General features: G+C 53.3%; 22 protein-coding genes. 7 read left to right on the top strand and 15 right to left on the bottom strand.

The window, feature by feature from the left end:
• Nucleotides 1–22: 22 nt before the first annotated feature.
• The 5 genes from ndk to WHS46_07990 form a co-directional block, all read right to left on the bottom strand.
• Nucleotides 23–445, bottom strand: coding sequence for a nucleoside-diphosphate kinase (ndk, locus tag WHS46_08010; protein ID MEJ5348619.1), 423 nt, complete (start codon nt 443–445; stop codon nt 23–25).
• 536 nt (nt 446–981) lie between these two features.
• Nucleotides 982–1,359, bottom strand: a complete 378-nt coding sequence (locus WHS46_08005) for a cytochrome c3 family protein (GenBank protein MEJ5348618.1) — start codon at nt 1,357–1,359, stop codon at nt 982–984.
• 28 nt (nt 1,360–1,387) lie between these two features.
• A complete protein-coding gene (locus WHS46_08000; protein ID MEJ5348617.1) occupies nt 1,388–1,918 on the bottom strand; it encodes a universal stress protein in 531 nt (176 codons plus the stop codon).
• Nucleotides 1,919–2,002: 84 nt separating this feature from the next.
• Nucleotides 2,003–3,334 carry a (Fe-S)-binding protein gene (locus WHS46_07995; GenBank protein MEJ5348616.1) on the bottom strand — a complete coding sequence of 444 codons (1,332 nt, stop codon included), beginning with the start codon at nt 3,332–3,334 and terminating at the stop codon, nt 2,003–2,005.
• A gap of 56 nt (nt 3,335–3,390) precedes the next feature.
• Nucleotides 3,391–4,050 carry a hypothetical protein gene (locus tag WHS46_07990; GenBank protein MEJ5348615.1) on the bottom strand — a complete coding sequence of 220 codons (660 nt, stop codon included), beginning with the start codon at nt 4,048–4,050 and terminating at the stop codon, nt 3,391–3,393.
• Nucleotides 4,051–4,573: 523 nt separating this feature from the next.
• On the opposite strand from WHS46_07990, the gene WHS46_07985 reads away from it, so the two are divergent.
• The 4 genes from WHS46_07985 (at nt 4,574) to WHS46_07970 (ending at nt 8,896) form a co-directional block, all read left to right on the top strand.
• The gene (locus tag WHS46_07985) at nt 4,574–5,557 is read left to right on the top strand and encodes a methyltransferase (protein ID MEJ5348614.1); all 984 of its coding nucleotides are present in this window, start codon (nt 4,574–4,576) and stop codon (nt 5,555–5,557) included.
• A 136-nt stretch (nt 5,558–5,693) separates the two neighbouring features.
• Nucleotides 5,694–6,377, top strand: coding sequence for an aminodeoxychorismate/anthranilate synthase component II (locus tag WHS46_07980; GenBank protein MEJ5348613.1), 684 nt, complete (start codon nt 5,694–5,696; stop codon nt 6,375–6,377).
• Between the two features lie 204 nt (nt 6,378–6,581).
• Entirely contained in the window at nt 6,582–7,994 is a 1,413-nt protein-coding gene (gene pabB, locus WHS46_07975; GenBank protein ID MEJ5348612.1) for an aminodeoxychorismate synthase component I, read from the top strand.
• Nucleotides 7,991–8,896: an aminotransferase class IV gene (locus WHS46_07970; GenBank protein MEJ5348611.1), complete on the top strand. Its 906-nt coding sequence runs from the start codon at nt 7,991–7,993 to the stop codon at nt 8,894–8,896. Before pabB ends, WHS46_07970 begins: the two co-directional genes overlap by 4 nt.
• A gap of 499 nt (nt 8,897–9,395) precedes the next feature.
• Here WHS46_07970 and rfbD read toward each other — a convergent pair whose 3' ends face one another.
• From rfbD to WHS46_07945, 5 genes are all read right to left on the bottom strand, one after another.
• Nucleotides 9,396–10,271, bottom strand: coding sequence for a dTDP-4-dehydrorhamnose reductase (rfbD, locus tag WHS46_07965; GenBank protein ID MEJ5348610.1), 876 nt, complete (start codon nt 10,269–10,271; stop codon nt 9,396–9,398).
• A 36-nt stretch (nt 10,272–10,307) separates the two neighbouring features.
• On the bottom strand, nt 10,308–10,859 hold the full coding sequence (gene rfbC, locus WHS46_07960; GenBank protein ID MEJ5348609.1) for a dTDP-4-dehydrorhamnose 3,5-epimerase: 552 nt from the start codon (nt 10,857–10,859) through the stop codon (nt 10,308–10,310).
• 38 nt (nt 10,860–10,897) lie between these two features.
• Nucleotides 10,898–13,576 (bottom strand): valine--tRNA ligase, encoded by a 2,679-nt coding sequence (locus tag WHS46_07955; protein MEJ5348608.1) that lies wholly within the window; start codon nt 13,574–13,576, stop codon nt 10,898–10,900.
• Between the two features lie 38 nt (nt 13,577–13,614).
• On the bottom strand, nt 13,615–14,571 hold the full coding sequence (locus tag WHS46_07950; protein MEJ5348607.1) for a hypothetical protein: 957 nt from the start codon (nt 14,569–14,571) through the stop codon (nt 13,615–13,617).
• 223 nt (nt 14,572–14,794) lie between these two features.
• Nucleotides 14,795–15,874 carry a deoxyguanosinetriphosphate triphosphohydrolase gene (locus WHS46_07945; GenBank protein ID MEJ5348606.1) on the bottom strand — a complete coding sequence of 360 codons (1,080 nt, stop codon included), beginning with the start codon at nt 15,872–15,874 and terminating at the stop codon, nt 14,795–14,797.
• Nucleotides 15,875–15,965: 91 nt separating this feature from the next.
• Between WHS46_07945 and WHS46_07940 the strand changes: the two genes are divergently transcribed.
• Entirely contained in the window at nt 15,966–17,054 is a 1,089-nt protein-coding gene (locus tag WHS46_07940) for an LptF/LptG family permease (protein ID MEJ5348605.1), read from the top strand.
• The gene (gene lptG / locus WHS46_07935) at nt 17,051–18,127 is read left to right on the top strand and encodes an LPS export ABC transporter permease LptG (protein ID MEJ5348604.1); all 1,077 of its coding nucleotides are present in this window, start codon (nt 17,051–17,053) and stop codon (nt 18,125–18,127) included. The genes WHS46_07940 and lptG overlap by 4 nt, the downstream gene beginning before the upstream one ends.
• Nucleotides 18,128–18,160: 33 nt before the next feature.
• Here the strand turns inward: lptG and WHS46_07930 are convergent, their stop codons facing one another.
• The 5 genes from WHS46_07930 to WHS46_07910 all read right to left on the bottom strand — a co-directional run bounded on the left by WHS46_07930 (nt 18,161) and on the right by WHS46_07910 (nt 22,487).
• Nucleotides 18,161–18,526, bottom strand: coding sequence for a response regulator (locus WHS46_07930; GenBank protein ID MEJ5348603.1), 366 nt, complete (start codon nt 18,524–18,526; stop codon nt 18,161–18,163).
• 52 nt (nt 18,527–18,578) lie between these two features.
• Nucleotides 18,579–19,796 carry a glycosyltransferase gene (locus tag WHS46_07925; GenBank protein ID MEJ5348602.1) on the bottom strand — a complete coding sequence of 406 codons (1,218 nt, stop codon included), beginning with the start codon at nt 19,794–19,796 and terminating at the stop codon, nt 18,579–18,581.
• Between the two features lie 120 nt (nt 19,797–19,916).
• Nucleotides 19,917–20,918: a protease modulator HflC gene (gene hflC, locus WHS46_07920; GenBank protein ID MEJ5348601.1), complete on the bottom strand. Its 1,002-nt coding sequence runs from the start codon at nt 20,916–20,918 to the stop codon at nt 19,917–19,919.
• Nucleotides 20,918–21,991, bottom strand: coding sequence for an FtsH protease activity modulator HflK (gene hflK / locus WHS46_07915; protein MEJ5348600.1), 1,074 nt, complete (start codon nt 21,989–21,991; stop codon nt 20,918–20,920). Before hflK ends, hflC begins: the two co-directional genes overlap by 1 nt.
• Before the next feature lie 322 nt (nt 21,992–22,313).
• Nucleotides 22,314–22,487 carry a hypothetical protein gene (locus WHS46_07910; GenBank protein MEJ5348599.1) on the bottom strand — a complete coding sequence of 58 codons (174 nt, stop codon included), beginning with the start codon at nt 22,485–22,487 and terminating at the stop codon, nt 22,314–22,316.
• A 348-nt stretch (nt 22,488–22,835) separates the two neighbouring features.
• Between WHS46_07910 and WHS46_07905 the strand changes: the two genes are divergently transcribed.
• Complete coding sequence (locus WHS46_07905; GenBank protein MEJ5348598.1) at nt 22,836–23,246, top strand: threonyl-tRNA synthetase editing domain-containing protein; 411 nt, start codon at nt 22,836–22,838, stop codon at nt 23,244–23,246.
• Nucleotides 23,247–23,262: the final 16 nt, after the last annotated feature.

Below are 23,262 nucleotides of genomic sequence, written 5' to 3'. Positions count from 1 at the left end.
CAGGACCTCCCTTCACACTGCCTTAACGCATGAGCTCCAGTTCGCTGAAGAAAAACGCAATCTCCTTGGCCGCCGTCTCCGGGGCATCAGAACCGTGGACGGTGTTCTTTTCCACATCCAACCCGTAATCCCTGCGAATGGTTCCCGAAGCCGCTTGAGCCGGATTGGTAGCTCCCATGATCTCACGGTTGCGCTGAATAACATTAGGACCTTCCAAAACCATCACCACGACCGGTCCGGATGACATGTAGGAAGTGAGGCTGTCAAAAAAAGGCCGTTCCTTGTGCACGGCATAAAAGGCTTCCGCTTCTTTCTTGGTCAAGCACAAGCGTTTCATCCCCACGATACGAAGCCCCGCGCTCTCAAAGCGCCCCACAATGTTACCCACAAGATTTCTTTGCACACCGTCCGGCTTGATGATCGACAAGGTCCGCTCCATACCCATTCATCCTCCTCTGATTTGAAATCCTCACACCACCTAAACCTTCACGCCAAAAAACTTCACCGCTATTCCCGAAACAATCCCTTATCAATTCACCCCTTCACGACTTCATAACTTAGGACTTCACGATTCACCGCTTCACGATTTACGACTTCACGGCTTTACGATTTCACGACCCTTCGTCCCCAGGAAAACCAGGGACTTCAGACGTCGGGGCACGGCGCGCCGTGCCCCTCCTGAAATAGCATGGCCTGTCCTGGCTCATTTTCCCGAAGTGGCTCCTTAGAAGCTATCCGAAAACTCGCAACACCAATCCATCTGATGCCACTTCAAGGTAGGGGCAAGGCCGCGCGCGCCCCTACCCTGAAACGCCATTAAAGCCCTCGGTCTTGCGAATTCCCGGACACGATCCTAGTGCTTTGCCTAAAGGGAAATGTCAAGGACAATTCAAGGAGTTTCCTCGGCCCTGCGCCAAATGTGCCCCGACCAGAGGCCGTGAAGCCGGCCTCTGGGTTCGGCGACACCTTTAGACACATCCGTCAACGTACGTGACATTGGCCGCACATAACAGGAAGGTTTTGCCCCTTCCGTGCCTGCAGGCGTTCATGGCACGATAGGCATTGTTCATGGAAGGCCCTTTGCAAAGGAATGGGGTTTTGCGCAGAAGATCGGCCATGGCAGTCGGCACATTTTTGACCTTCACTACCCTTGTTGACACCGTAGACGTCATAGTCATGGTGGCATAAGGTGCATTCTACAAGCTGAGCATGCCTTTCATGGGGGAAAGACACAGCGGGCCGTTCCCGCTTTCCTTTTCCATCTCCCTTAAAGACAATCACATCCTCCTGAGACCACGCCCATGAAACCAGGAAAAAGATGATCCCGCATCCACACAGGATTCGAACACCGCGTTTCATGAAACCTCCTGCCACCCTTTGTCTCTGTTCAAACCGTTTTCCTTTTCCGCTTTCTGCTCCGCGCGTCTTCTTCAACCTTTTCCAGAGCCAACCGTTGCTTCGGGGAGGTCACTATAGAAACCTGACAGGGAGCACGAAGGGACACTTCCCGAGCATTTTGGCCTAAATGAGGCTTTTCCAGGTCTAGAGGTGCTTTCGGGTCATGGATGGTGTAAGGGCCCATGACAATGAGATCCACTTTTTCCTTGCGCACAAACCGACAGATTTCCACCCACGGAATGCCGGCACGCACTTCCACGCGCACGTTTTGAGGGTCCTCCTGTTCGATACGAATCAGGTAGTATTCTCGAAGTTTTTTCTTGAGCTTTTCAATGACTTCCGGACCCGCCCATGTTTCCCCGTCTTCAGTGATCACATGACCCGAATATCTATGCCGGGACTCCAACACATGAAGGATGATCAATTCAGCTCCGGACCGTTCCGCGAGATCCAGTGCCGCAGCAAAGGCATAATCGGAACTGGCATAGAGATCCGCGCAAAAAAGTATTTTTTGATACATGCTTCCCCTCCCTCACGGTCCCGTGCTTCGAATTTCATAATACTTACCCTGAATGGACGACCCATCGTGAAAAAGCCCCCGCCTCTATGCCTCCTTTTCCCCTTCCCCTTCCCCTTCGTCACTTGGCTGGAACTTTTCCGGAATCACCATAAGCTCACAGATGATTTCCTTGAGGGACATGACCTTAACGCCGAGCTGATATTCCTTGTTGAGGTCACTCAGTTGGTCGAAGCAGTTGTGGCACGGAGCGATAACGATCTTGGCTCCGGTAGCCCGAATCTGTTCGGCTTTTACGCGCCCTGACGCCATTCGCCGCGCCTTGTATTCGGGTCCCATGGGAATGTAGCCGCCTCCACCCCCGCAGCAATGGTTATGATCTCGATTGGGCTCCATGTCCCGAAAATCTTCGGCCAAGAACTGCACCAGCTTTCTTCCCTCTTCCCATAAACCGCCATTTCGAGACACATTGCACGGGTCTTGATAGGTCACAGGCTCTTTCAACTTCTTGGCAGGATCGATGCGAATACGACCGTCTCGAATGTATTCGTAAAACAATTGCACGGAATGCACGATGGGAACCGGAGGTTTTCCATCTGGGTACCCTGCCAGATACGGGCCTTCAAAAAGGGCGGAACGATAGGCATGACCGCATTCCGTAATCAAAATGGCTTGAACACCCAGTTCCACCGCTTTCTCATACATGTTGCGAACCACCTGCCCGGCCAAAGCACGATCGCCCGCGAACATGGGCAGATTGGTACAATCCCAGCCCGTGGAAGGCATGGTCCAATCTTCTTCGGCGACGGTCAGGATTTTTGCGGCCATGGCCAAGTCCTGAGGGTAAAACATGGGTTCTCGAGGATTCACCGTGTACATGTACTTGGCGCCTTTTTTGTCGATGGGAATGGTCACACCGCTGACTTCATCCTGACTCTCTTCGGCCATCCATTCACAGGTATCCACAAAGTCTTCGGTGCTCATGCCCATCTGGTTCCCTGTTTCTCGGTAATTGACCACGGCTCGAGCCAGTCCTTGAGGCGTGATGCCTTGGGAGTAAAGGATGGTTCGCGTGGTGGCGATCAGGGTGGCTACATCAATGCCAAAAGGGCAGAACATAGAACATCGCTTGCATGTGGTACACTCTCCCCAGACAATGTCGGCGCAACGTTGGAGAAAATCCCAGTCCACACGCCCTTTACGTTTGTAGAGTTCCCCAAGGGTCGCTTTGAACTTATAAGCCGGGCTTAACCGAGGATTTCGGTTATGGGCCAGGTAAAAAAAGCAACTTTCCGCACACAAACCACACCGAGAGCAAATGCCTAGCCATGTGCGCACACGGGCTCCGTTGTTGGCATCCAAGAGTTGTTGAATCTTTTTAACGTCTACGGGACGATGCGAATCGTTTCGTTGCTCCACTGCCGCCGCTCCCTCATTCATTGCCTGCGCTTCGAACGCTGAAACCTCACCCACAGTTACCACGCTCGAGCCCCTCGCCGAGCGCCCATTTCAAATCCGATGAAAGCCCGCGTGAAGAAAAACAGGACCATGTGACCCAACTTCGTAAAGGGAATGAGGATGAGAAGGATTTCCCCTGAAAGCACATGAAGAACCATCATAAGTTCGTAAGGACCCCATTGGTGATAGGCCAAAAAGCCGGTCACAAAAGGAGCCAAGGTGAGTGCCAAAAGGCTGTAGTCCCAAGCTGTGGTGAGAATACGAACCTCCGGTCGAATCATCCGGCGCACGAAAAGGAATACACCGCACCCTAGGACCATTATGGTCAAAGCATCCGCCCAGGCATCACTCATGGACCACAAACTCACCCCAAAGGCTCGATCCCACAAAAGATTATGTGCTGAAAGGAAAAGCGGAACCGCCAGTAGCCCCACGTGAAAAAGGATAAACACGGCACTGAATACAGGCTGCAATCGCATGGAAGCGCTCCCCCATGGAATGAGCCAGTGAAGGATCGACCTGAACCCCCATTTCCAGTCCATGTGGTTGTAAAAGATGCGGTCCCTTTCCCGGCTAAGTCCGTAAAGGAAGGCCAGCCGCACCACAAGTCCCCCGAGAAAAACAATGAACGTCACCCATAGAGCCGGTCCCGTCAAAAACGCATACCACGTCTGCATGCTCCATCCCCTGCCGTTTTTCAAATTCCTGAACTGTGTCCGATATCCACTCTTTTACCCCGGAAGGCTGTCCGAGAACGTCCAAGGACCGCTGTGTCACATGCCGTCACCTAGGGCCGAGGCGTCGCCCGACCCCAAAAAACCTAACACGGAGCTCCTTCCCAACAGGTCGAGTCTCCGGCCCGCCATTGATGCTGGCGGGACGCCCTCGCTCCCAGGACAACAAAAGTTTTACGGCATGGAGCACGGCGCGCCGTGCTCCCACGTCTTGGACTCGAACGGCTCATTTTAGGTTCCCGGACAAGCTTCCAGCTCAAACCCTTGCCAGCACAGGTCGCTCACCTGCTTCGAATGCAGCGTCGCTTCCCGATTGACAAGAGTTAGAGGAGCTTGCTAACCTAATCAAGGCTTCAATGAATCCCGCTCACCCAATCGGGCAGACTTTAACGACCTCTTCAAAGACGGTCAAGACTGTCAGATTATTTTGTGCATTTTTGAACACATTTCACGAAAGGGGCACCGTATGACAAGCCATCAAAACGATCCTTTGGAAGATGTGCGCAGCTTCATGAAAAGTCGTGTGATTCTCAGTGCGGCGGAGCTGGATCTTTTTACCTTGTTGGATCACAAGGCTTCTTCGGCTCATGAGTTGGCCCGGATCACGGGAACGGACCTTCGAGCTCTAACCCGCCTTTTGGATTGCCTAGTCACCTTCGGGCATCTCGAAAAATCTGATGAAATCTACGCTCTGACGGAAAAAGGCGCCGTTTTCTCTTCCAACCATTCGGATTCGGTTCTTCCCATGGTGCTGCATCTGGCTCACATCTGGCACAACTGGCATCATTTGACGGAAACGGTTCGCCAAGGTACCAACCCGCATCGCCTGAGTATTGTCCATTCCGCTCCCGAGGCCTTGAGGGCCTTTATTGGAGCTATGCATGTGGTAGGGAAAAACCTTTCTCGAGACATCGCCGCTTCCCTGGATCTTTCACCTTTTCGAAAACTTTTGGATATCGGGGGCGCCTCGGGCACCTACACCATCGCTTTTCTGGAACGAAACCCGTCCATGCACGCCGTGCTCTATGATCTACCCGATGTTCTTCCCATGGCCCAGGAACGTCTTCAAGCTCATGGGCTCATGGATCGCGTGCGTCTGGTTGCCGGAGACTTCTACAAAGACCCATTACCTCTCGGATGCGATCTGGCGCTTCTTTCGGCCATCATTCATCAAAACAGCCCCGAAGAAAACCTGGCCTTGTATCGTAAGATTCGAGAAGTCTTGGAACCCGGTGGATGTCTTGTGATTCGAGACCACATCATGGAGCCCGATCGAACCCATCCTCCGGCAGGGGCTCTGTTTGCCATCGACATGCTGGTCAATACCCACGGTGGGGACACGTACACCTTTGAAGAGACGGAGGCTGCTTTGAAGGAATCCGGGTTTCGCAGGGTGGATTGGATCCGTAAAGGTCCTCAAATGGATTGCCTCATTCAGGCTTATGTCTAAGGGTAAACGGCGTTGACGAGGAGATCAAAAAAGGGCATATAAGATTCGAGGTATGCCAGGCGAAAGCCACCCAGCCTCATGGCGGGGTGGCTTTTCTATTTCAGGGAAAAGCCTCACTTTCCCGAAAGGAAGGCTTATGCGTCTCATATTGATCGACAACTACGATTCCTTTACCTTCAACCTTTTCCAGCTGTTTTGCGAGTTTGACCTGGATGTTCTGGTCTTTCGACACGATAAGATTTCCTTGACAGCCCTTGCCTCCCTGAACCCGGACTGGATCGTCATCAGTCCCGGGCCACGTTCTCCGGCCCATTCGGGTATCAGCAAGGACGTGGTGCGATCCTTCGCAGGCAAAGTGCCCATTTTGGGCGTGTGCTTAGGTATGCAGGTGATCAACGAAGTTTACGGGGGATCTACGGGGCGGGCTCCTCTGCCCGTGCATGGAAAACGCTCTTGGATCCATCACCTGGGCACGGGTCTCTTTGAGGGCCTACCCTCGCCTTTTCAAGTGGCCAGATACCATTCCCTGCAATGCCATGTGAGTTCTCCGGATCTTCTGGAAACCGCTTGGGCCGAAGACGGTGTAGTGATGGCCTTGGAGCACAAGAAGCTTCCCGTGTGGGGCGTGCAGTTTCACCCGGAATCCTTCCTTTCTCAATACGGTTTGGAAATGGCTGCACGTTTTTTGGCATCCCACCCCTTGTTTTCTTATTCGCCGGCACCGTCCAACCTTCCAGGCGATCGGTTTCCTCGCTGGATTCAGATCCAGGAACCTTTTTGTGAGCCAAGGCCACAAAACCTGAAGATGCCACTGCCATGAGGTGCCATGGGTTCGAAAAAACTATGGAAGTTCGAATGAGGCCTTTGCATGGAGGTTTTGAAGCTTGTTCGAGCACGGATAACGGGCGTTGCATCGAAGGCCGTTTCAAAGTAGGGGCGAGGAGCGATTCCGAGTTCTCGAACAAGCTTCCAGAGGGGCCTTGGATCCGCATGCCATGGACTCTTGGCGACCAGGAGCCGGTTTATGTTTATGGATGACGTGGTTCGAGGGGCGGTTCGAGGCGTCAGCATCGCCGGAGTTTTCAGAAACGAAACCGATGCTTCGTTTCTGGAAAGGGTGGCTCCCTTGGCGCGTTTTCCCTACAGCGCAGTGTTTCTCAGCGGAACCGACCTGGATTGCGCCCGTTATTCCATGGCGTTTTGGAACCCGCTTGTCGTTTTTCGCTCCAAAGGATTTCATGTCCAAATCACCACCGCCGAGGATACCATCACCCAAAACAAGCATCCTCTCGAAGTGCTCGACAGGCTTCTCGAAGCCACCCATCCTCACGTCCCTTTGTTGTTGGAACCTTTTTCGGGCGGCCTTGTGGGTTATCTTGCCTACGAATTAAAAAACGTATTCGAAGTCTTGCCTCAAAACGCCGACGACGACCTCGATCTTCCAGAAAGCCTTTTTTTTCTTCCTCAAGATATTCTTATTTTTGAAAGGCGTGCCGGAAAAACCGTTCATTTAACCTTGGAAACAATTGGTTTGAAGCCCATAGCGGCATCTTCCCCATATCAAGCTCCTTTTCAACCTTGTGACAATCTCCATGCCGGAAAGCTGCAAAGCAATTTCTCACGAGATGCCTACATGGAGGCTGTGGCGAAAATCCGCCGCTACATCAAAAACGGCGATGTTTATCAGGTGAATCTATCCCAAAGATTTTCGGCACCGTTTCGAGGCGATCCTTGGATTCTCTGGACGCGGCTCTTTCAAAGAAATCCCGCCCCTTTTTATGCCTATTTGCACTTTCCGGACCAAATCATTCTTTCTACGTCCATGGAACGATTCCTGTGCCGACGTGGCGATGAAATCGAAACACGACCCATCAAGGGAACACGGCCTCGAGGCACCAGCGTGGACGAAGACCGAAGATTGCGCGAAGACCTTTGTCATAACCCCAAAGATGATGCCGAACTTTCCATGATTGTGGATCTGTTGCGCAACGACCTAGGAAGGGTCTGCAAACCCCGATCCATTGTGGTCAAGGACCACAAACGCCTGGAAGGTTATGAAAACGTCTGGCACTTGGTGTCTATTGTGACCGGAAAGCTGAAACCGAACGTAACGCCGGGGGATATTTTTCGAGCTACTTTTCCTGGAGGTTCCATTACCGGATGCCCAAAGATTCGCGCCATGGAAATCATCGATGAATTGGAGCCTCACGTGAGACATGTCTACACGGGATCCATCGGCTACCTGGGTTGGCATGACACCATGGACATGAACATCGCCATTCGCACGGCTATTCTCAAGGATGGACGGTTGCACTTCGCCGTCGGAGGCGGTGTGGTCTACGATTCCGACGAAAGCGCGGAATATGAGGAAACACTGCATAAAGGGCGCACTCTGTTTCGAGCCATGGCGCAACATCACGAGGAGTCCTGTCGATGAGCGCCGGCCGAGCCGTTTCCAAAAAACGAATTGTCTGGTGGAATAACAAACTCTTACCGGAAGACGAAGTGTGCATTTCGCCTTTTGACCGAGGTTTGCTGTACGGGGACGGCTTGTTTGAAACCCTTCGTGCCGAAAATGGTCAACCCCTGTACGTCACGGACCATTGGAAACGACTCAGGGAAGCCGCAATACAGCTTCGGTTTTTCGATAAAGGCGACGAAAACGCGACCTGGGTTTGTCTAGAATCACCTTGGGTATGGAGGGAGCGTATCAGCGCCGTTTTGAAAAGGAACGGGCTACATCAAGGAATTGCCCGTGTGAAGATTCTCTTAACTCGGGGTCCTATCTCGGGCGTAGGACTTCCACGGTCTACGACCCCCACCATAGGGATTCTGGCGGAACCTTACACACCACCATCCTCGGAAGAATATGACCGAGGATGGACGCTGTGCACCCTGTCCAAAGGATGGACGCCTCCTACGGCGGCCATGAAAACCCTCAACTATCTTTTTTATTTATGGGCTCGCCAACAGGCTTTGGACGCGGGTTATGATGAATCCCTCATTTACGACAAAGATGGACGTATGGCCGAAACGGCTACGGGAAATCTTTTGTTCTTGACCGAAGGACATTGTGCGGTGTCCGCGAGCCCATATCGTCTTAAAGGCACCACCGAAGGGCGCCTTGTGGAACTCCTTCGCGAGGACGGCTGGATAGTGGAGGAAAAAGATCTTCAGGAAAAAGACCTTTCTAATTTTCATGCCGTTTGGATGACCAACGCCCTTTTGGGCATTATGCCCATCCGCGCCATTGACGGCAGACCTTTGCCGCGGCTTTTGGGCTTTGAGGCCTCCCGGTATCGGGATCTTTTTTTTCGCAGAGGTCTTCAGGACCCGTAGGTTGAGTCAATCTTCCTGCCTGGCGGTATATCCCGCTGAGAAGTGCCCTCTGAGGGGGCGCACCGGTGTATGCCTGCCGGTGATTTCCCGAAACCGGATCTTTTGAGGGCGGACACATGGGTCCGCCATTTCGGGTTGTTGACGATGATGTGACAAACCAGGGGAAGATCTCGGTTCTCGGTGGTGTTGTCCGGGGCGGACACATGGGTCCGCCCCTACGGGCAGGAATGCCCGACTGTGACGACTAAGATCATCTAGTTTCGTGCCGGTGGTGAGGGTGGAATGAAACGGGCTGGACCAAATGGCGTATTTTCCTGAAACGCAGTCGGGTACACGCTGGCAATCCCCGTGGGAGCGTACCGGTGTATGCGCTCCAGTGATTTCCCGGAACCGAATCTTTTGAGGGCGGACACATGGATCCGCCCCTTCGGGTTGCATCGGACAGTGAAAGTTTGCTTTTTTCTGGGGGGGAAGGTGCTCTTGCAGCAAGGGTCAAGGGTCAGGAAACGGGGTGGTCCAGTTCGCGAAGCATGCGCCGCAAAGCTTCACGCCAATGATCCGGAACCCGATGCCACAAAGCCCAGGCGCTCTGTTTGTCCAGCACACTGTAGGAGGGGCGCCGTGCCGGCGTGGGATAGTCCTCGGTGCGAATGGGTCGCACCATCACAAGTTTTCCGCGTTTCTCTCTCGTTTCCTCTTCCACCGCCACAGCAAAATCATACCAGGAGGCCACTCCGGCATCCGTAAAATGATAAATCCCCGAGGGAACAGTCTCCCTTTGAACAAGATCCCACAAAAAATCCGCCAAATTGGCCGCCCATGTGGGAGTTCCCACCTGATCGCTGACCACTCGAACTTCATCGCGGTCTTCAAAAAGCCTGAGCATGGTCTTGACGAAATTGGTTCCTCGGCTGGAATAAAGCCAAGCGGTTCGTACAATGGTGCAACGTTCCTCGAGGATTTCCAATGCCACGACTTCTCCGGCCCATTTGCTGGCACCGTAAACGCTCAGAGGATTCGGGGCATCGTTCGGTGTATAGGGCCTTGAAAGTTTTCCATCAAAGACAAAGTCCGTAGACACCTGAATCAGATGTGTCCCTACTGGTGCACACGCTTCGGCCAGCAACCGCACGGCATCTCGATTGGCCGCATAGGCCGCTTCCGGCTCCTGTTCCGCTCGATCCACGGCCGTATAAGCGGCGGCATTGACCACCACGTCCGGCCTATGCTCTGCAAAAAGCCGCACCACATGGTCGCTTTGAGTGATATCCGTCTTCGGCAGGTCCACGCCAACCAGCCGAATGGATTGAGGGCATGAGCGCTGCAGCTCCCAACCCAATTGGCCTAAAATTCCTGTGATCACAACGGTTTTCATAGGGCTCTCGTCTCATGAAACGGTGCGGCAAGCCTGTCATTCAAAAAGATCAGCCTGATCCAAAGGCACCCCTTGCGCATCTTTGGGAGACAAGATGGGCTCTTGCCCTGGATGCAGGGGCCAGGTGATGTTCAAGGAGGCATCATTCCACAGCAGACAGCGTTCATGTTCCGGGGAATAGTAGTCCGAGGTCTTGTAACACACTTCGGCCCATGGGGATAAAGCTAGAAAGCCATGGGCAAATCCCTTGGGAATATAGATCTGTCTTTTGTTTTCCGCTGAAAGATGCACACCGACCCAACGACCGAACGTGGGTGAGGAGCGCCTCAGATCCACGGCCACATCAAAGATTTCACCGACAACAACACGCACCAGTTTCCCTTGTGCTCGAGGATCCATCTGATAGTGAAGGCCTCGAAGCACACCACGACGCGACCTGGAATGATTGTCCTGAACGAAATCTTCCTCGACCCCTAGAGCTTCGAGGGTTATTCGATTGTAACTTTCAAAGAAAAATCCCCGCTCATCCTCAAACACCCGCGGTTCAAAAATCAAAACCTCGGGAATATCCGTGGGTACACGTCGCATGATTTTCCTCGGCGTTCTTGGTGAACAGGAAAGCCGCTTTAACCTTGGGCGGCGGCTTCGCGCACCAGGGCTTCCATACGTTGTTTATTGGCTTTTAGTTTTACGAGCTTTTCGCCGAGGCGTTCCGCTTTTTCCTTTTCCTTTTCCACCACGTCCGCCGGAGCTCTTTTCAGAAAGTCTTCGTTGGCCAGTTTTTTTCGTGTTCCTTCCAGTTCCTTTTGAATTTTGCCGATTTCTTTATCCAGTCTTTTGGTTTCGCTCTCGTAGTCCAAAACCCCTTCAAGGATCACGTATGTTTCCACGCCTGCCGAAACGGTTCCTGCGGCCAATTTAGGCTTGGGCATGTGTCCCTGCAGCCCTACGGTCACCGTGTTCAATCTGGCAAGATCCAAAAGCATCTGTTGGTTGTTTTCCAGAAGACTTTTTTCTTCCTCGGACACACACAGGCAGACGGCCTCAAGACGCACACCTGGAGCGATGTTCATCTCACCGCGAATGTTACGGATACCTGTGATGACATCCATCAGCAAGCCCATATCTTTTTCAGCCTGAGGATCCACCCTCCACGGCTCCTTGGCGGGAAAGGCCTCTTGCGCAAGACTTTCCTTAGCTCCCGGTAACCGTTGAGATAGTTCCTCCGTGACAAACGGCATGACCGGATGGAGAAGGATCAGAAGGTTTTTCAACAAGGTTGCGGCGATGGTTTGAGCCAGCACCTTGGCTTTGGGATCTTCGCCGTAAAGGTCCGGTTTGATGACTTCCAGGTACCAATCACAGTATTCATGCCAGAAGAACTGATAAAGGCCCTGAGCGTACTGGTTGAAATGATAGTTTTCCAGGGCTGTTTCCACTTCGTCGAGAACGGATTGAAAACGGCTGAGAATCCATCGGTGCGCCAGTCGTTCCGGTTCCCTGGGAAGAGCTTCCAAAAGTGTGGCGCCTTCGATGTTCATGAGCACCAGCCGGGATGCATTCCAGATTTTATTCACGAAATGGCGGTAGCCTTCGATACGTTCTTCGGAAAGTTTAATGTCCCGACCTTGAGCCGCAAAGGCGGTGAGGGTAAATCGCAGAGCATCGGTTCCGTAGCGATCCATCATGACCAAGGGATCGATCACGTTCCCTTTGGATTTACTCATCTTTTGGCCTTGAGCGTCCCGGACCAAAGCGTGAACGTAGACGTCATGAAAGGGCACGTCTTTCATGAAGTGAAGGCCCATCATCATCATGCGGGCCACCCAGAAAAACAGGATGTCAAAGCCTGTGACCAAAACGGACGTGGGGTAAAATTTTTGGATTTCCGGTGTTTTTTCAGGCCAGCCCATGGTGGTGAAGGGCCACAGTGCAGAGCTGAACCAGGTGTCCAGGACGTCATTGTCCTGTTGGAGCCGTGTTCCACCGCAGCTTTGACATGCCGCAGGATCCTCCACAGCCACGGTAATTCCTTGACAATCGTCGCAGTACCAGGCCGGAATACGATGACCCCACCAGATCTGACGGCTGATACACCAGTCCTCAATATTTTCCAGCCATTGAAAATAGTCCTTCTCCCATTTTTCAGGAATGATACGCGTCCGACCGTCCCGAACCGCCGCCATAGCCTCATCGGCCAAAGGCCGAGTCTTGACGAACCACTGCAAAGACAGCATGGGTTCCACGGTGCTCTTGCACCGGTAACAATGCCCCACACGGTGCACATGATCCTGCACCGTCACCAAATATCCACCTTTCTGAAGGTCCGCGACCACCTTCTTTCGGCATTCGTAACGGTCCAGTCCTTGATAACGGCCGGCTTCAGCGGTCATGACACCGTCTTCGCCGATGACACGAATGAGTTCCAGGCCGTGTTTTTGTCCGATGTCAAAGTCGTTGAAATCGTGACCCGGTGTGATCTTGAGAGCCCCGGTGCCGAATTCTCGGTCCACATAAAGGTCGGCGATGACGGGAATGGGCCGATTCATTAAGGGCAGAATCACCTGCTTTCCGATCACCTTTTGGTATCGGGAATCTTCCGGATGCACGGCCACCGCCGTATCCCCCAACATGGTTTCAGGGCGCGTGGTTGCCACGACGACGGCACCGGATCCATCCGCCAATGGATATCGTATATGGTAAAGGCGGCCGTCGGTTTCCTCCCCTTCCACCTCGATGTTGGCCAAGGCCGTCATGCATCGGGGACACCAGTTGATCATACGATGTCCTCGGTAAATGAGCCCTTCCTCATAGAGTCGCACAAAAACAAGGCGGACGGCTCGAGACAAGCCTTCATCCATGGTGAAACGTTCACGAGTCCAGTCGCAACTGGCTCCCAAGCGCTTCAGCTGGCGAATGATATAGTCCCCGTAGGTTTGTTTCCATTCCCAGACCTTTTCCAAGAATTTTTCACGGCCCAAATCGTGTCGGCTCAAGCCTTCCTTGGCGATCTGGCGTTCCACCACATTTTGAGTGGCAATGCCGGCATGGTCCGTGCCGGGAACCCACAGGACTTCAAACCCCCTCTGCCTTTTGTACCGGCACAAAATATCCTGCAGGGTGTTGTTCAGTGCATGGCCCATGTGCAGCTGCCCGGTGACGTTGGGCGGTGGAATCACGATGCTGAACGCGGGCTTGGAAGCCTGTGGATTCGCACGGAAACACTGGTTTTCCACCCAATAATGAACCCATCGTTCCTCGATTTCGTGGAACTCATACGCCTTCGGTAACGGCCCATGACTCATCAAGAGAATCCCTCCACCTTTCCCGTTCCTATTCACTTTCAGCCGAGGCTTCTCCTCAGCCGTTCGATCTCTTCCTGCAAAACCCGACGAACAATCCTCGGCAGTTGCTCCTCCACCGCCTTTTGCACCATGACTTGGACCCTTTTTTCCAGAATTTCCAGAATCGGTTGGAACAAGGCCGGACGTTCTTCCATGGCTTTCTCCTCGGCAGGTTCGATGAATGCCTCCAGACGGCGTTCCGTCAACTCCTGAGCGACCATCGTCGTCACAGCCGCCACCGCAGCGTCCTGAACCAGGTCGGTCTCGCTCTCCAGGGGCTTCTCCGCAAGTTTCTTTGGAGAAATCACTTCTTTCGCGACTTCTTCATGAATCAACGCCGACGGTGCCTCCTGCTCAACCCGGTCCGCCTTTTCCAGGAGGTCTTCCTTGACGTCAAAGCCTTTGAGCATGGCGTCCAATTCTTCGTCTGTCTCCCACGTCGCCGTTTCCAACGGCTTCGGTTCTTCCAGTTCGTCCTCGAACTCTTCCAATTCTTCTTCCTTCAAGGCGTCAGGAAGCACGTCTTCCTGCGGTTCCTTTTGATCTCTCGGCTCTTCAGAAAGTAGATCCCGGAATTCCGATTTCGGCTCCTCGGCCTTCTCGAGATCTTCCTTGAAAATCTCTTCATCCAGGGGTTCACGTCGAACTCCCTCAGCTTTTCCCTTAGGAGGAGCCAACTCGACCGTTACCTCCTCTTCGTCGAAAAGAGATTCGTCCTCCTGGCTCTCATCCAGCATGGGTTCCAACTCATCGAAATCCGAAACACCCTCGTCAAGGTCCGGAAGGTCTTTGAGGTCGTTCTCGGCATCTTCCACAACCTCTTCCAGTTCCAGGACCTCTTCCTCGTCTTCGAAAGTCGCGTCCACGCTTTCGATTTCTTTGAAAAGGTCTTGCATGTCGTCAGACGCCTCGAAGTGAAGATCACTTTTCTCATTGGGTTTCTTGGGATTTTTCATGACCCCTCCTTGTGGGCCTCGAAAGTCTTTTCGATGTTCGCCCTCCGGCCAAAGGTTTTGAGATACCCGTCGAGGTCAGGGAAAAAATCACGCAAGCGTTAGCACGGTAAAAAATTGAGTGTCAAGCAATTCGCCGATTTTTCGAGCTTCTGCCTACCCCGAACGAACCATCAACACTCCGTGAAGCTGCTTGGACCATGCCCTCTTATCCCCCTCATGTCTTTTACAGACGCATCCACGGGCGAGGAAGAAAAATCTTTTTGTAAAGATCCAAGGCATACCGATCCGTCATGCCGGCGATGTGATCGCAGACCTGTTGGGCCCGGGTCACTCTTGAGTCCCGAGGTCCCACCTCTTTCCGGAACAAATCCTTGTCCTTAAGAAGCACAGTGTACAGATCCTCGAGAATCTTCTGAACCCTTTGAAATTCCTGACGTATGGTTTCCAACTCGTACACCCTCTCAAAAAGAAACGCTCGAAGCTGCTCCACAAGATTCAAAATGGGCTCACTCATGCGTATCTCTTGCAATCCTTCCGCCCAACTGGCGTTAATCACATCTTCAACCAGCGTGTGAATCCTTTGGGCATGCGTTTCCCCAAGCCGGGACCGAATGGATTGAGGAAGATCCTGGGGTGACAATACCCGGGCACGAATGGCGTCGTCCAGATCATGGTTGAGGTAGGCCACAATGTCGGCCACACGCACCACCTGTCCTTCCAAAGTCAGAGGCCTTTTGGCAGGTTCCGTCAAAATAGGATGGGTTTTTCCCTTGGAATGCTTCAGGATACCGTCTCGAACTTCATAAGTGAGGTTCAGACCTCGCCCCCCTTTCTCCAGGGAATCCACGACGCGAAGGCTTTGTTCATGGTGACGGAAGCCTTCGGGATGTACTTGATTCAAGACACGTTCTCCTCCATGCCCGAAAGGGGTGTGTCCCAAGTCGTGGCCTAGAGCCACCGCTTCAATCAAGTCCTCGTTTAGAGCCAGGGCTCGGCCGATGGTTCGAGCAATCTGCGAAACTTCCAGGGTATGGGTGAGGCGTGTGCGGTAATGGTCTCCTGTGGGGGAAAGAAACACCTGGGTTTTATGTTTGAGACGTCGAAAGGCTTTGGAATGGACAATCCGGTCTCGATCGCGCTGGTACGCCGTGCGCAGGGGACATTCAGGATCCTCAGGGCGCAGGCGACCTCTAGTCTCCGCACTCTTTTGCGCCTGGGCAGACAAAACCTCATACTCCCTTGCTTCCAGCCATTGGCGAACGCTCGGGAAATCACTTCGTGCCGTCTTTTCCCTTTTGGCCATTGACCACCTCTTGGGCTTTGGGTATGAGGGCCATGCGTCACATGCGGGCGAACCCTATTGGAATGGCTTCTTGAGGGGGCTTACGCCGTCGATGAGCTGGATTCTTTACCGATACATCATCCTGGAACAGCTGGTGCCGGCATGCTTGTGCTTCCTTGGTCTGCTCATGATTCTCGTCACAGGCCGGCTCATGCAGTTCCTTCAGTACCTGACCTCGGCTTCCGTTTCCACTGCGGACATCGTCACCGTGATGGCCCTGGCCCTTCCCAAACTTGCCTTGTACGCCTTACCCATGGCAAGTCTTATGGGCACCGTTGTGGGCTTTGTTCGCCTCAGCGCCGACAATGAAATCATCGCCATGCGCAGCGCCGGCCTCAGCTTCCGCCAATTGGCTCCCCCAGTCCTGGCCCTGGCTCTGGCCTTTACCGCCTTGTCCTTTTACACCTCCACTCAGATTCTGCCAACCGCCAACCGGGAACTGAAAAGCACCTTGAAATCCCTCAGTCGAGCCGTCATTCCGGCGCTTTTGCGTGAAGGTCGTTTCATTGACACCTTGCCGAACATGGTTTTCTTTTTCAACCGTGTCGAACCGTCGGAACAGACCGTCCGCGGTGTGTTAATCCATGATGCTCGAAACCCTCACACCCATGTGACCATCACCGCACGAGAAGCCGTCATTCGGGAACGCTCGGACGGGAAAGAAATCATCCTGCATGTGCGGGACGGTATGCTTTCCCGCATGGGCAAAGATTTGAAGACCAGCCAAACCATCACCTTTCAAAACTACGATCTGGTCCTGTCCTTGGACACTCTTCTGGGATCGAACAAAGAAGTATCCTGGACCAGAGGAGAAATGACTCTTGCCGAATTAAGCTCAGCCATGATGAAAACCCAGAACTTACGCTATGCCCTGGAATGGCACAAGCGTCTGGCTCTTCCTTTTGCTTGTTTCTGCTTGGGCATGGCCGCCGCTCCTTTCGGCGTCCTTTTCGCTCAAGGGCGACGCATGACCGGCATCACGCTCGGGATTGCCTTGTTTCTCGCCTATTACCTGCTCCTTTCCGCCGGAAACGCCCTGTCGGAACAACGCGTAATCCCCGCCGTTATCGGTATTTGGTTTCCCAATGCGGTGACGGGACTTTTGGCAGTGTTCCTTTGGATGAAAGCCGACCGCCGATGAAAATTATCACGCGCTACGTCTTGAACCACTTTCTTGCGGTCTTTGGTGTCGCCCTTTTCGGTTTTGGAGGCATTTACCTTGTGGTGGATTTTTTCGAAAAGCTGGATGACATTCTCGAAAAAAAGGCCGCCGCTTCGGATGCCGCCCTTTATTTCGCCTATAAGCTTCCCGCGATTCTTACTCAAGGCATTCCCATGGCCGCCCTTTTGGCCGCTCTTATCGGCTTGGGCCTGCTCCAGAGAAACCGAGAGATCATGGCCTTACGGGCTGCAGGGCTTTCCGCTTGGGTTTATGCGGCTCCCATGGTGGCGGCTTCTTGTGCGCTGGCGCTGCTTACTTTCGTAGCCGGCGAAACCGTCGGTCGTCCCCTCAGTCACAAAGCAGCCGGAGTCTGGCAGGAAAAAATCGACAAAAAACGCGTGCAGCTAGGTTTTTTGCAGGAAAACGTCTGGTACCACGGACAGGATTTTTTTCTGCAGGCCAGAACCTACGATGACAGGTCCAAGATTTTTCAAGGAGTTTCCATCTATTATCTGGACGAACACTTCAGGCTGCGTGAACGTGTGGACGCTCTGCGCCTTGTCTGGGTCCCTTTCACATGGAAAGCGGAAAAGGGAATCCTTCTGCAGATGGAAGAAGGCCTGGCTCGGCACCAAGTGTTTGCAGAAAAAGAGATCGCCCTCAATCTGGATCCCAAAGACCTGACCGTCGCTGCAGCACTTCCGGAAGATCTTCGCTGGGACCAGCTTTATGGTTACACGCTAAGACTTCGTGCCGACGGCTACAACGCTGTACCGTACGTGGTGGAACTGCATTCACGGGCGGCGACGGCCTTGGCGGCAGGGATTTTAGGCCTTATCGGCGTCAGTCTCAGCCTGCATCTGGGGCATCGAGGCGGCATCGCCTCAGGTCTGACCATGGGCTTGGGACTTACCTTTGCCTACCTGGTGCTTTTTCAAGTGGGCTCTTCTTTAGCCCGTTCGGAAACCCTTTCTCCGGCTTTGGGGGTCTGGATTCCAAATGTATTGTTTGCCGGTATCGGAGCCTTTCTGTGGATGCGGGCTCCCCAGTGAAGTTCAAAAAAATCACGTCCTTGTCTAAACCCTTCAGCCCGGGAGATGGGTTTCCAGGGCCATGGCGATCTTTTTCTTGAGTTCCGTCAGGTCAAAGCTTTTCACCACGTAGTAATCGGCGGCGATGGATTTGGAATCTTCCTTGAACGTGTCGTAGGCGGTGGAAAGGATCACCGGCAGGTCATAAAACCGGCTTCGAATATCCTGCAGAAGATCCAAACCGTCATAGTCCACCATCTTGATATCCAAAATCACCAGGTCCGGCTTTTCTTCCTCGATACGTTCCAGAAGCTTGTAGCCGCTTTCCGCCGTGATGACTTCGTATCCCGCATCCCGAAGCTCTTCCGAATACAGCAGCCGAATATGTTCTTCGTCGTCCACCACTAAAATCTTTGCCATAGGGTTCCTCCTGCCGCAAGCAAACGCACCGTTCAAAAGCGACCCTTCTTTTTCATGATGGCCATCGGTCCACCAGGTAGGGTTTGGACTCTTCAAAGACGGCGCAGGTCTGTTCCACCGTATCTTCAGCCTGCTGTACGGAAAGGCGTTCCGTGCGTTTCACGAAAGCGACCACTCTCCCCAGGTACAAGGGAATCAGGGAATCCAAGAGACGTTCTCGCTCTTGGGGTGTCATGCGCCGGTAGGCGCAGGCCGTGTCAAACAGAAGCGCCGCCCAGGTCTGACTGGGAAAGGTGAACTGCTCGTAAGGCATACGCCGTATTTCGTCCAGTTTGTTCCAAGCCGCCGCATCAAACACCTGACGCCAAAGCTGTTCGTTTTCCTGAAAGCCTTCCAAAAACCTCTGATGCAACCGCGCCGCGTTGATCTCCACCAGAGATGGGCTGTCCATTTCCTGACCTTCTAAGTTGAACAAGGCCGTAGGCTTGCTCCATTTAACCCGTTTCCAGAAATCCGCATAGGCTTCCATCTGGTCAAACAAGGCTGTGAGCACATGACGGAATCGACCGGCCAATTGGGCAAAGGGATCCTTGACGCGATGTTTCTTGGGAGATCCAATGATGGTCTGCCACACAGGAACCCGTGAAGTGAGGGCCACGCCGGCCATCCATACATCAATCCCTTTGTTTTCCACAGCTTCCGACCATGCCGAAGCCTTGAGAAAGGCCGCTGCCATGTCTCCACGAAAGGCGCAGTCTCCCGCATCGGGTTGACGCACGCGTCGACCGTACAGGCATCGAAGCATGGGATACACGATGGTGGAAGTGAGAGTGCTTTCGTATTTGTGGCGCATGTAAAGCGGTGTCACGTAGGCGGCGCCTCGAAAGATGGGTTCCAGAAACAGACGCACCCACAGAGGTGTCATGTTGGTGATGTCGGCTTCCAGAACAAGGACGGCTTGAGCTTCCAGGGCCGTCACTTTGTCAAAAAGCATGCGCAGATTGGCCCCTTTGCCGCGCTTTTGAGGTTCCGTGGAAAGATACATACGAGGCACATTCGTAGGGGCTTGAAAAAACATCTCCCGCGTGCCGTCCACCGAAGCATTATCGCAATTGATGATGACCGATGACCGATCGGGATAGTGTTCTTGAAGCCCTCGTCCCACGATTTCCACGGCCCGACCGATAGAAGCCGCCTCATTGAACGTGGGAATGGCCACAACAATGTCCACCTTCTGAACGCCTTGAGGATTCTCTTCCACGGCTATCATTCTGAACTCCGATGCATCGGTCTTTTCCCTTTAACTCCTCGTTGTCTCACCCTTGTTTGCATCCTTCCTCAAGGTCCTAATCCTATACGGCCGAAAAGTCTGAAAAAAGCGTCGGCCGCTCTATGGATTTTGCGCTTCCGGCTCCCGTTCCTTCAGATAGCGGAACAGTTCGGCGTCCGCGCCCATGACGAACAGACCTCGAGGATTCTGGTAGCTTCTATAGAAATCGAGCGTTTGATAGAATTGGTAAAATTCAGGGTTTTTTCCATAAGTTTCCGCATAGATGCGCGTAGCTTCCGCATCCGCCTTGCCTCGAATCTCCTCCGCCGCTCGGTAAGCCTCCGACTCAATGCGTGCCAGATCCCGAGCCATCTGCCCCAGAATGGCTGCTCGTTCCCCTTCGCCTTCGGAACGGTATTGAGCGGCGATGCGTTTCCGTTCGGAAATCATCCGTTCAAACACCCTTTCCTGTACCGTCGCCACATAATTGATGCGTTTGATGCGAATATCCAGAAGTTCAATCCCGAATTCGGGAAGAAGCCTGGAAGCGTCGGCCACCATTTCTCGAGTGATTCTTTCACGCCCTTTGACCAGCGTGGCGTTCGCTTCAGGATCCGCTTCGTACTCTTCGCCCATCATGATCTGGTAATCGCCCAGGCCGGCTTCCATGAGGCTTTCTCGAGCATGCTCCCAGCCTTCACTACGCACGAGTTCCACCAGGTGGTTGTTGGAAACATGATCCCGCACCACCGAATCGATAATCCCGTCCAGGCGGCTCATGGCCGTGCCCACATTACCCACACGTTGCAAAAAAAGCAGAGGATCCTTGATGCGCCATCGTGCCGTGGTATCCACCCAAATGTATTTCTTATCCCGTGTCGGGATTTGGTTTGGGCTTCCGTCCCATTTCAGGACGCGTTTTTCAAAGAAGTTGGCTTTTTGAATGATGGGAATCTTGAAATGGAGCCCCGCTTGAGTGATGGGTTCCCTTACCGGTTTTCCCCACTGGGTGATCACCACCTGTTCCGTTTCCGAAACCACGAAAAACGAACTGACGGCCAGCACGCCCAGAGCGACGACAACAATAATCATGGGAAATCTTAAGTTTTGCGGCACGGCCATCACTCCCCTGCCTTTCTGGACCCTGAACTTTCATCGGCCCACTGCCGAACCACCTGATTCAGGTCCAAAATGGGCAGCACCCCGGCACTGCTCGAATCCAGCACCAACAGGTTGCCCGCCTTGGACGCGAACTCTCTCATGGCCTCAAGATACATGCGACGCCGTGTGACGTCCGGAGCCTTTTCGTATTCGTCCAAAATACTTCGAAACCGAGTGGTCTCCCCTTGAGCCCGATTGATTCTCTGCGTGGCGTAGCCCTCGGCCTGCGTAATGGTCTGGCGCGCTTCTCCTCGAGCCTTGGGAATGCGCTCGTTATAAACCTGCTGCGCTTCGTTGATCATGCGCTCCTTTTCCTGGCGGGCCTCATTCACCTCGTTAAAAGCGGATTTTACAGGATCCGGCGGGTTCACGTTTTGCAGCTTCACGGTTAAGATCTGCAATCCTGTATGGTAGGTATCCATAATCTGTTGAATTTCCTGACGGGCCATTTCGGCGATGGAAGCTCGCCCCACCGTAAGCACATCGTCGGCGTACCGGTTCCCCACAACACGACGCATGACGGATTCGGAAATGTCATCCAGAGTGCTTTCCACATCATGCAGCCGAAACAGGTATTCCATAGGATCCCGAATCTTGTACTGGACGGTCCACTGCAAATCCACAACGTTCAGGTCACCGCTGAGCATGCGCGCTTCTTCTTCAAACCCTTTTTCAGTAAACCGGGAACGCACACCAGGAGTGACGGTTCGGTAACCGTATTCCCGCTGGAGCACCCGGCCGGTCAGCACCTTGGTAACCGTTTCCACACCGAAAGGAATCTTGAAATGCAGCCCGGGACCCTCCGTTCGCACAAAACGCCCGAAACGCTGCACCACAGCGGTTTCCTGAGGATCCACGGTGTAGTAGGCATTGGCGGCCACCACCAGCACAAACACCACCAAGCCCACCATCCAAATGGCGCCACCCTTGAAGCCAGGAAACTGAAACCTTTGGCGCAATCGGTTGATGACCTGCTCAAGGTCCGGAGGCACCCCGGGTCCTTGGCCTCGGTTCGGGGGTCTTTGCCAATCCATTAAACCTCCTTTGCCTGAATACCTTCAGGCCGTCAGCTTCGCCCGTTATCACCGCGCTCTAGGGGCCTGTCCAATAACTCGCGATACCAAAAATTTCCAATGCCGTTTCAAGGCAAGACCTAGGCGCCGCCTCGCCCCCCATGCCTGAAACTGCGTTTTTGCTTGGAGCTGGAACCTCCGGCCCGCTCATGTTGTGGGCGAGGACGCCCGCCCATCCACAACAACCTGCTGGGATGGTCCCATGAGTTCTCCCCGATTCCTTCCTCACTCAAACCTATGTCAGGTCACGACGGCGTTTCCCGCAAAAGCTCGCCCGTCCACATCATTTTCCTTGGGCTCGAAGAGCCTCCAAAACGTACGCCGAAAAAACAAGCAAAAGGGCCAAAACAATGATTCTTCCGCTCGGAGCGGCGGGGAAAAAGACTCTTCCCAAACCAAGGGCAAAGACAATACCGAGAATGGATCGAATGGCCAAGACACGCCAGCGTACGTTCATGCCGATTTCCATTGTGGTTTGAAAAAGCCATGACCCGCCAAGTCATCGAAGCCCAACTGCCTTCCTTGCCCTTTTCCTAAACGGGGCACGGCCCTAGGATCTTATTTCCCCTGGCGAGCTTGCCAAAAAGCGCGAGGATTTCGGTCTGCCCTCAACGAAGCCGAATCCTATCGGCAGCCCCCCCCAATGTCAAGACACGCCGAGGAAAAATGCAGTTTTCATGGGATGCCTTGCACCATCCATCCCCATGGGTGTATATGACACTGCAAGGTCTCAAAAGAAACGCAGCCCATAAACGAAGCGCTTGTGGAACGGCTCGAGTGAGGAAAAAGAGGATCGATCGGTTCCATGAAACTGCTCATGTTCTACGCACCCTATTTTTGGTATCGCACCTTTCAAAAAACACTTCCCGAAGTGCCCGATCGGAATGAAGAACAGGAATGCCGAGATTGTGTGGTCATTTTCTTTCATGCGGAAGCTCATGACGAAGACCGCCAAAGCAAGGTGGTGGAAAAATGGGTGAAAAACGCCAAATGGCTGGCTCGAAAATTTGCAACCACCACCGTTCTCTTGCATTCCTTTAATCATCTGGCGGAAACCAAAGCTTCCCACTCCGCGGCCCAGGCCATGGTGCAAGAAGTTCGCCAGAGGTTGGAGCGCACGGGCTTTACAATCCTGGAAACCCCTTTTGGGTATTTGAACGAGTGGAAAATCCATGTGGCGGGAGATTCCCTCGCCAAGGTGTTTAAAGACCTTTAAACCCTAAGGAGCCGCC

Origin of the sequence: Desulfosoma sp. (assembly GCA_037481875.1) — a bacterium.
Classification (GTDB): Bacteria; Desulfobacterota; Syntrophobacteria; order Syntrophobacterales; family DSM-9756; genus Desulfosoma.
The sequence above is the reverse complement of the archived record's forward strand: the minus strand, read 5'-3'. Positions and strand labels throughout refer to the sequence as shown.

Excerpts from the sequence above, each read along its gene's own strand:
- ndk (MEJ5348619.1), bottom strand. The coding sequence starts at position 445 with ATGGGTATGGAGCGGACCTTGTCGATCATCAAGCCGGACGGTGTGCAA.
- WHS46_08005 (MEJ5348618.1), bottom strand. The coding sequence starts at position 1,359 with ATGAAACGCGGTGTTCGAATCCTGTGTGGATGCGGGATCATCTTTTTC.
- WHS46_08000 (MEJ5348617.1), bottom strand. The coding sequence starts at position 1,918 with ATGTATCAAAAAATACTTTTTTGCGCGGATCTCTATGCCAGTTCCGAT.
- WHS46_07990 (MEJ5348615.1), bottom strand. The coding sequence starts at position 4,050 with ATGCAGACGTGGTATGCGTTTTTGACGGGACCGGCTCTATGGGTGACG.
- WHS46_07985 (MEJ5348614.1), top strand. The coding sequence starts at position 4,574 with ATGACAAGCCATCAAAACGATCCTTTGGAAGATGTGCGCAGCTTCATG.
- WHS46_07980 (MEJ5348613.1), top strand. The coding sequence starts at position 5,694 with ATGCGTCTCATATTGATCGACAACTACGATTCCTTTACCTTCAACCTT.
- pabB (MEJ5348612.1), top strand. The coding sequence starts at position 6,582 with ATGTTTATGGATGACGTGGTTCGAGGGGCGGTTCGAGGCGTCAGCATC.
- WHS46_07970 (MEJ5348611.1), top strand. The coding sequence starts at position 7,991 with ATGAGCGCCGGCCGAGCCGTTTCCAAAAAACGAATTGTCTGGTGGAAT.
- rfbD (MEJ5348610.1), bottom strand. The coding sequence starts at position 10,271 with ATGAAAACCGTTGTGATCACAGGAATTTTAGGCCAATTGGGTTGGGAG.
- rfbC (MEJ5348609.1), bottom strand. The coding sequence starts at position 10,859 with ATGCGACGTGTACCCACGGATATTCCCGAGGTTTTGATTTTTGAACCG.
- WHS46_07955 (MEJ5348608.1), bottom strand. The coding sequence starts at position 13,576 with ATGAGTCATGGGCCGTTACCGAAGGCGTATGAGTTCCACGAAATCGAG.
- WHS46_07950 (MEJ5348607.1), bottom strand. The coding sequence starts at position 14,571 with ATGAAAAATCCCAAGAAACCCAATGAGAAAAGTGATCTTCACTTCGAG.
- WHS46_07945 (MEJ5348606.1), bottom strand. The coding sequence starts at position 15,874 with ATGGCCAAAAGGGAAAAGACGGCACGAAGTGATTTCCCGAGCGTTCGC.
- WHS46_07940 (MEJ5348605.1), top strand. The coding sequence starts at position 15,966 with ATGAGCTGGATTCTTTACCGATACATCATCCTGGAACAGCTGGTGCCG.
- lptG (MEJ5348604.1), top strand. The coding sequence starts at position 17,051 with ATGAAAATTATCACGCGCTACGTCTTGAACCACTTTCTTGCGGTCTTT.
- WHS46_07930 (MEJ5348603.1), bottom strand. The coding sequence starts at position 18,526 with ATGGCAAAGATTTTAGTGGTGGACGACGAAGAACATATTCGGCTGCTG.
- WHS46_07925 (MEJ5348602.1), bottom strand. The coding sequence starts at position 19,796 with ATGATAGCCGTGGAAGAGAATCCTCAAGGCGTTCAGAAGGTGGACATT.
- hflC (MEJ5348601.1), bottom strand. The coding sequence starts at position 20,918 with ATGGCCGTGCCGCAAAACTTAAGATTTCCCATGATTATTGTTGTCGTC.
- hflK (MEJ5348600.1), bottom strand. The coding sequence starts at position 21,991 with ATGGATTGGCAAAGACCCCCGAACCGAGGCCAAGGACCCGGGGTGCCT.
- WHS46_07910 (MEJ5348599.1), bottom strand. The coding sequence starts at position 22,487 with ATGAACGTACGCTGGCGTGTCTTGGCCATTCGATCCATTCTCGGTATT.
- WHS46_07905 (MEJ5348598.1), top strand. The coding sequence starts at position 22,836 with ATGAAACTGCTCATGTTCTACGCACCCTATTTTTGGTATCGCACCTTT.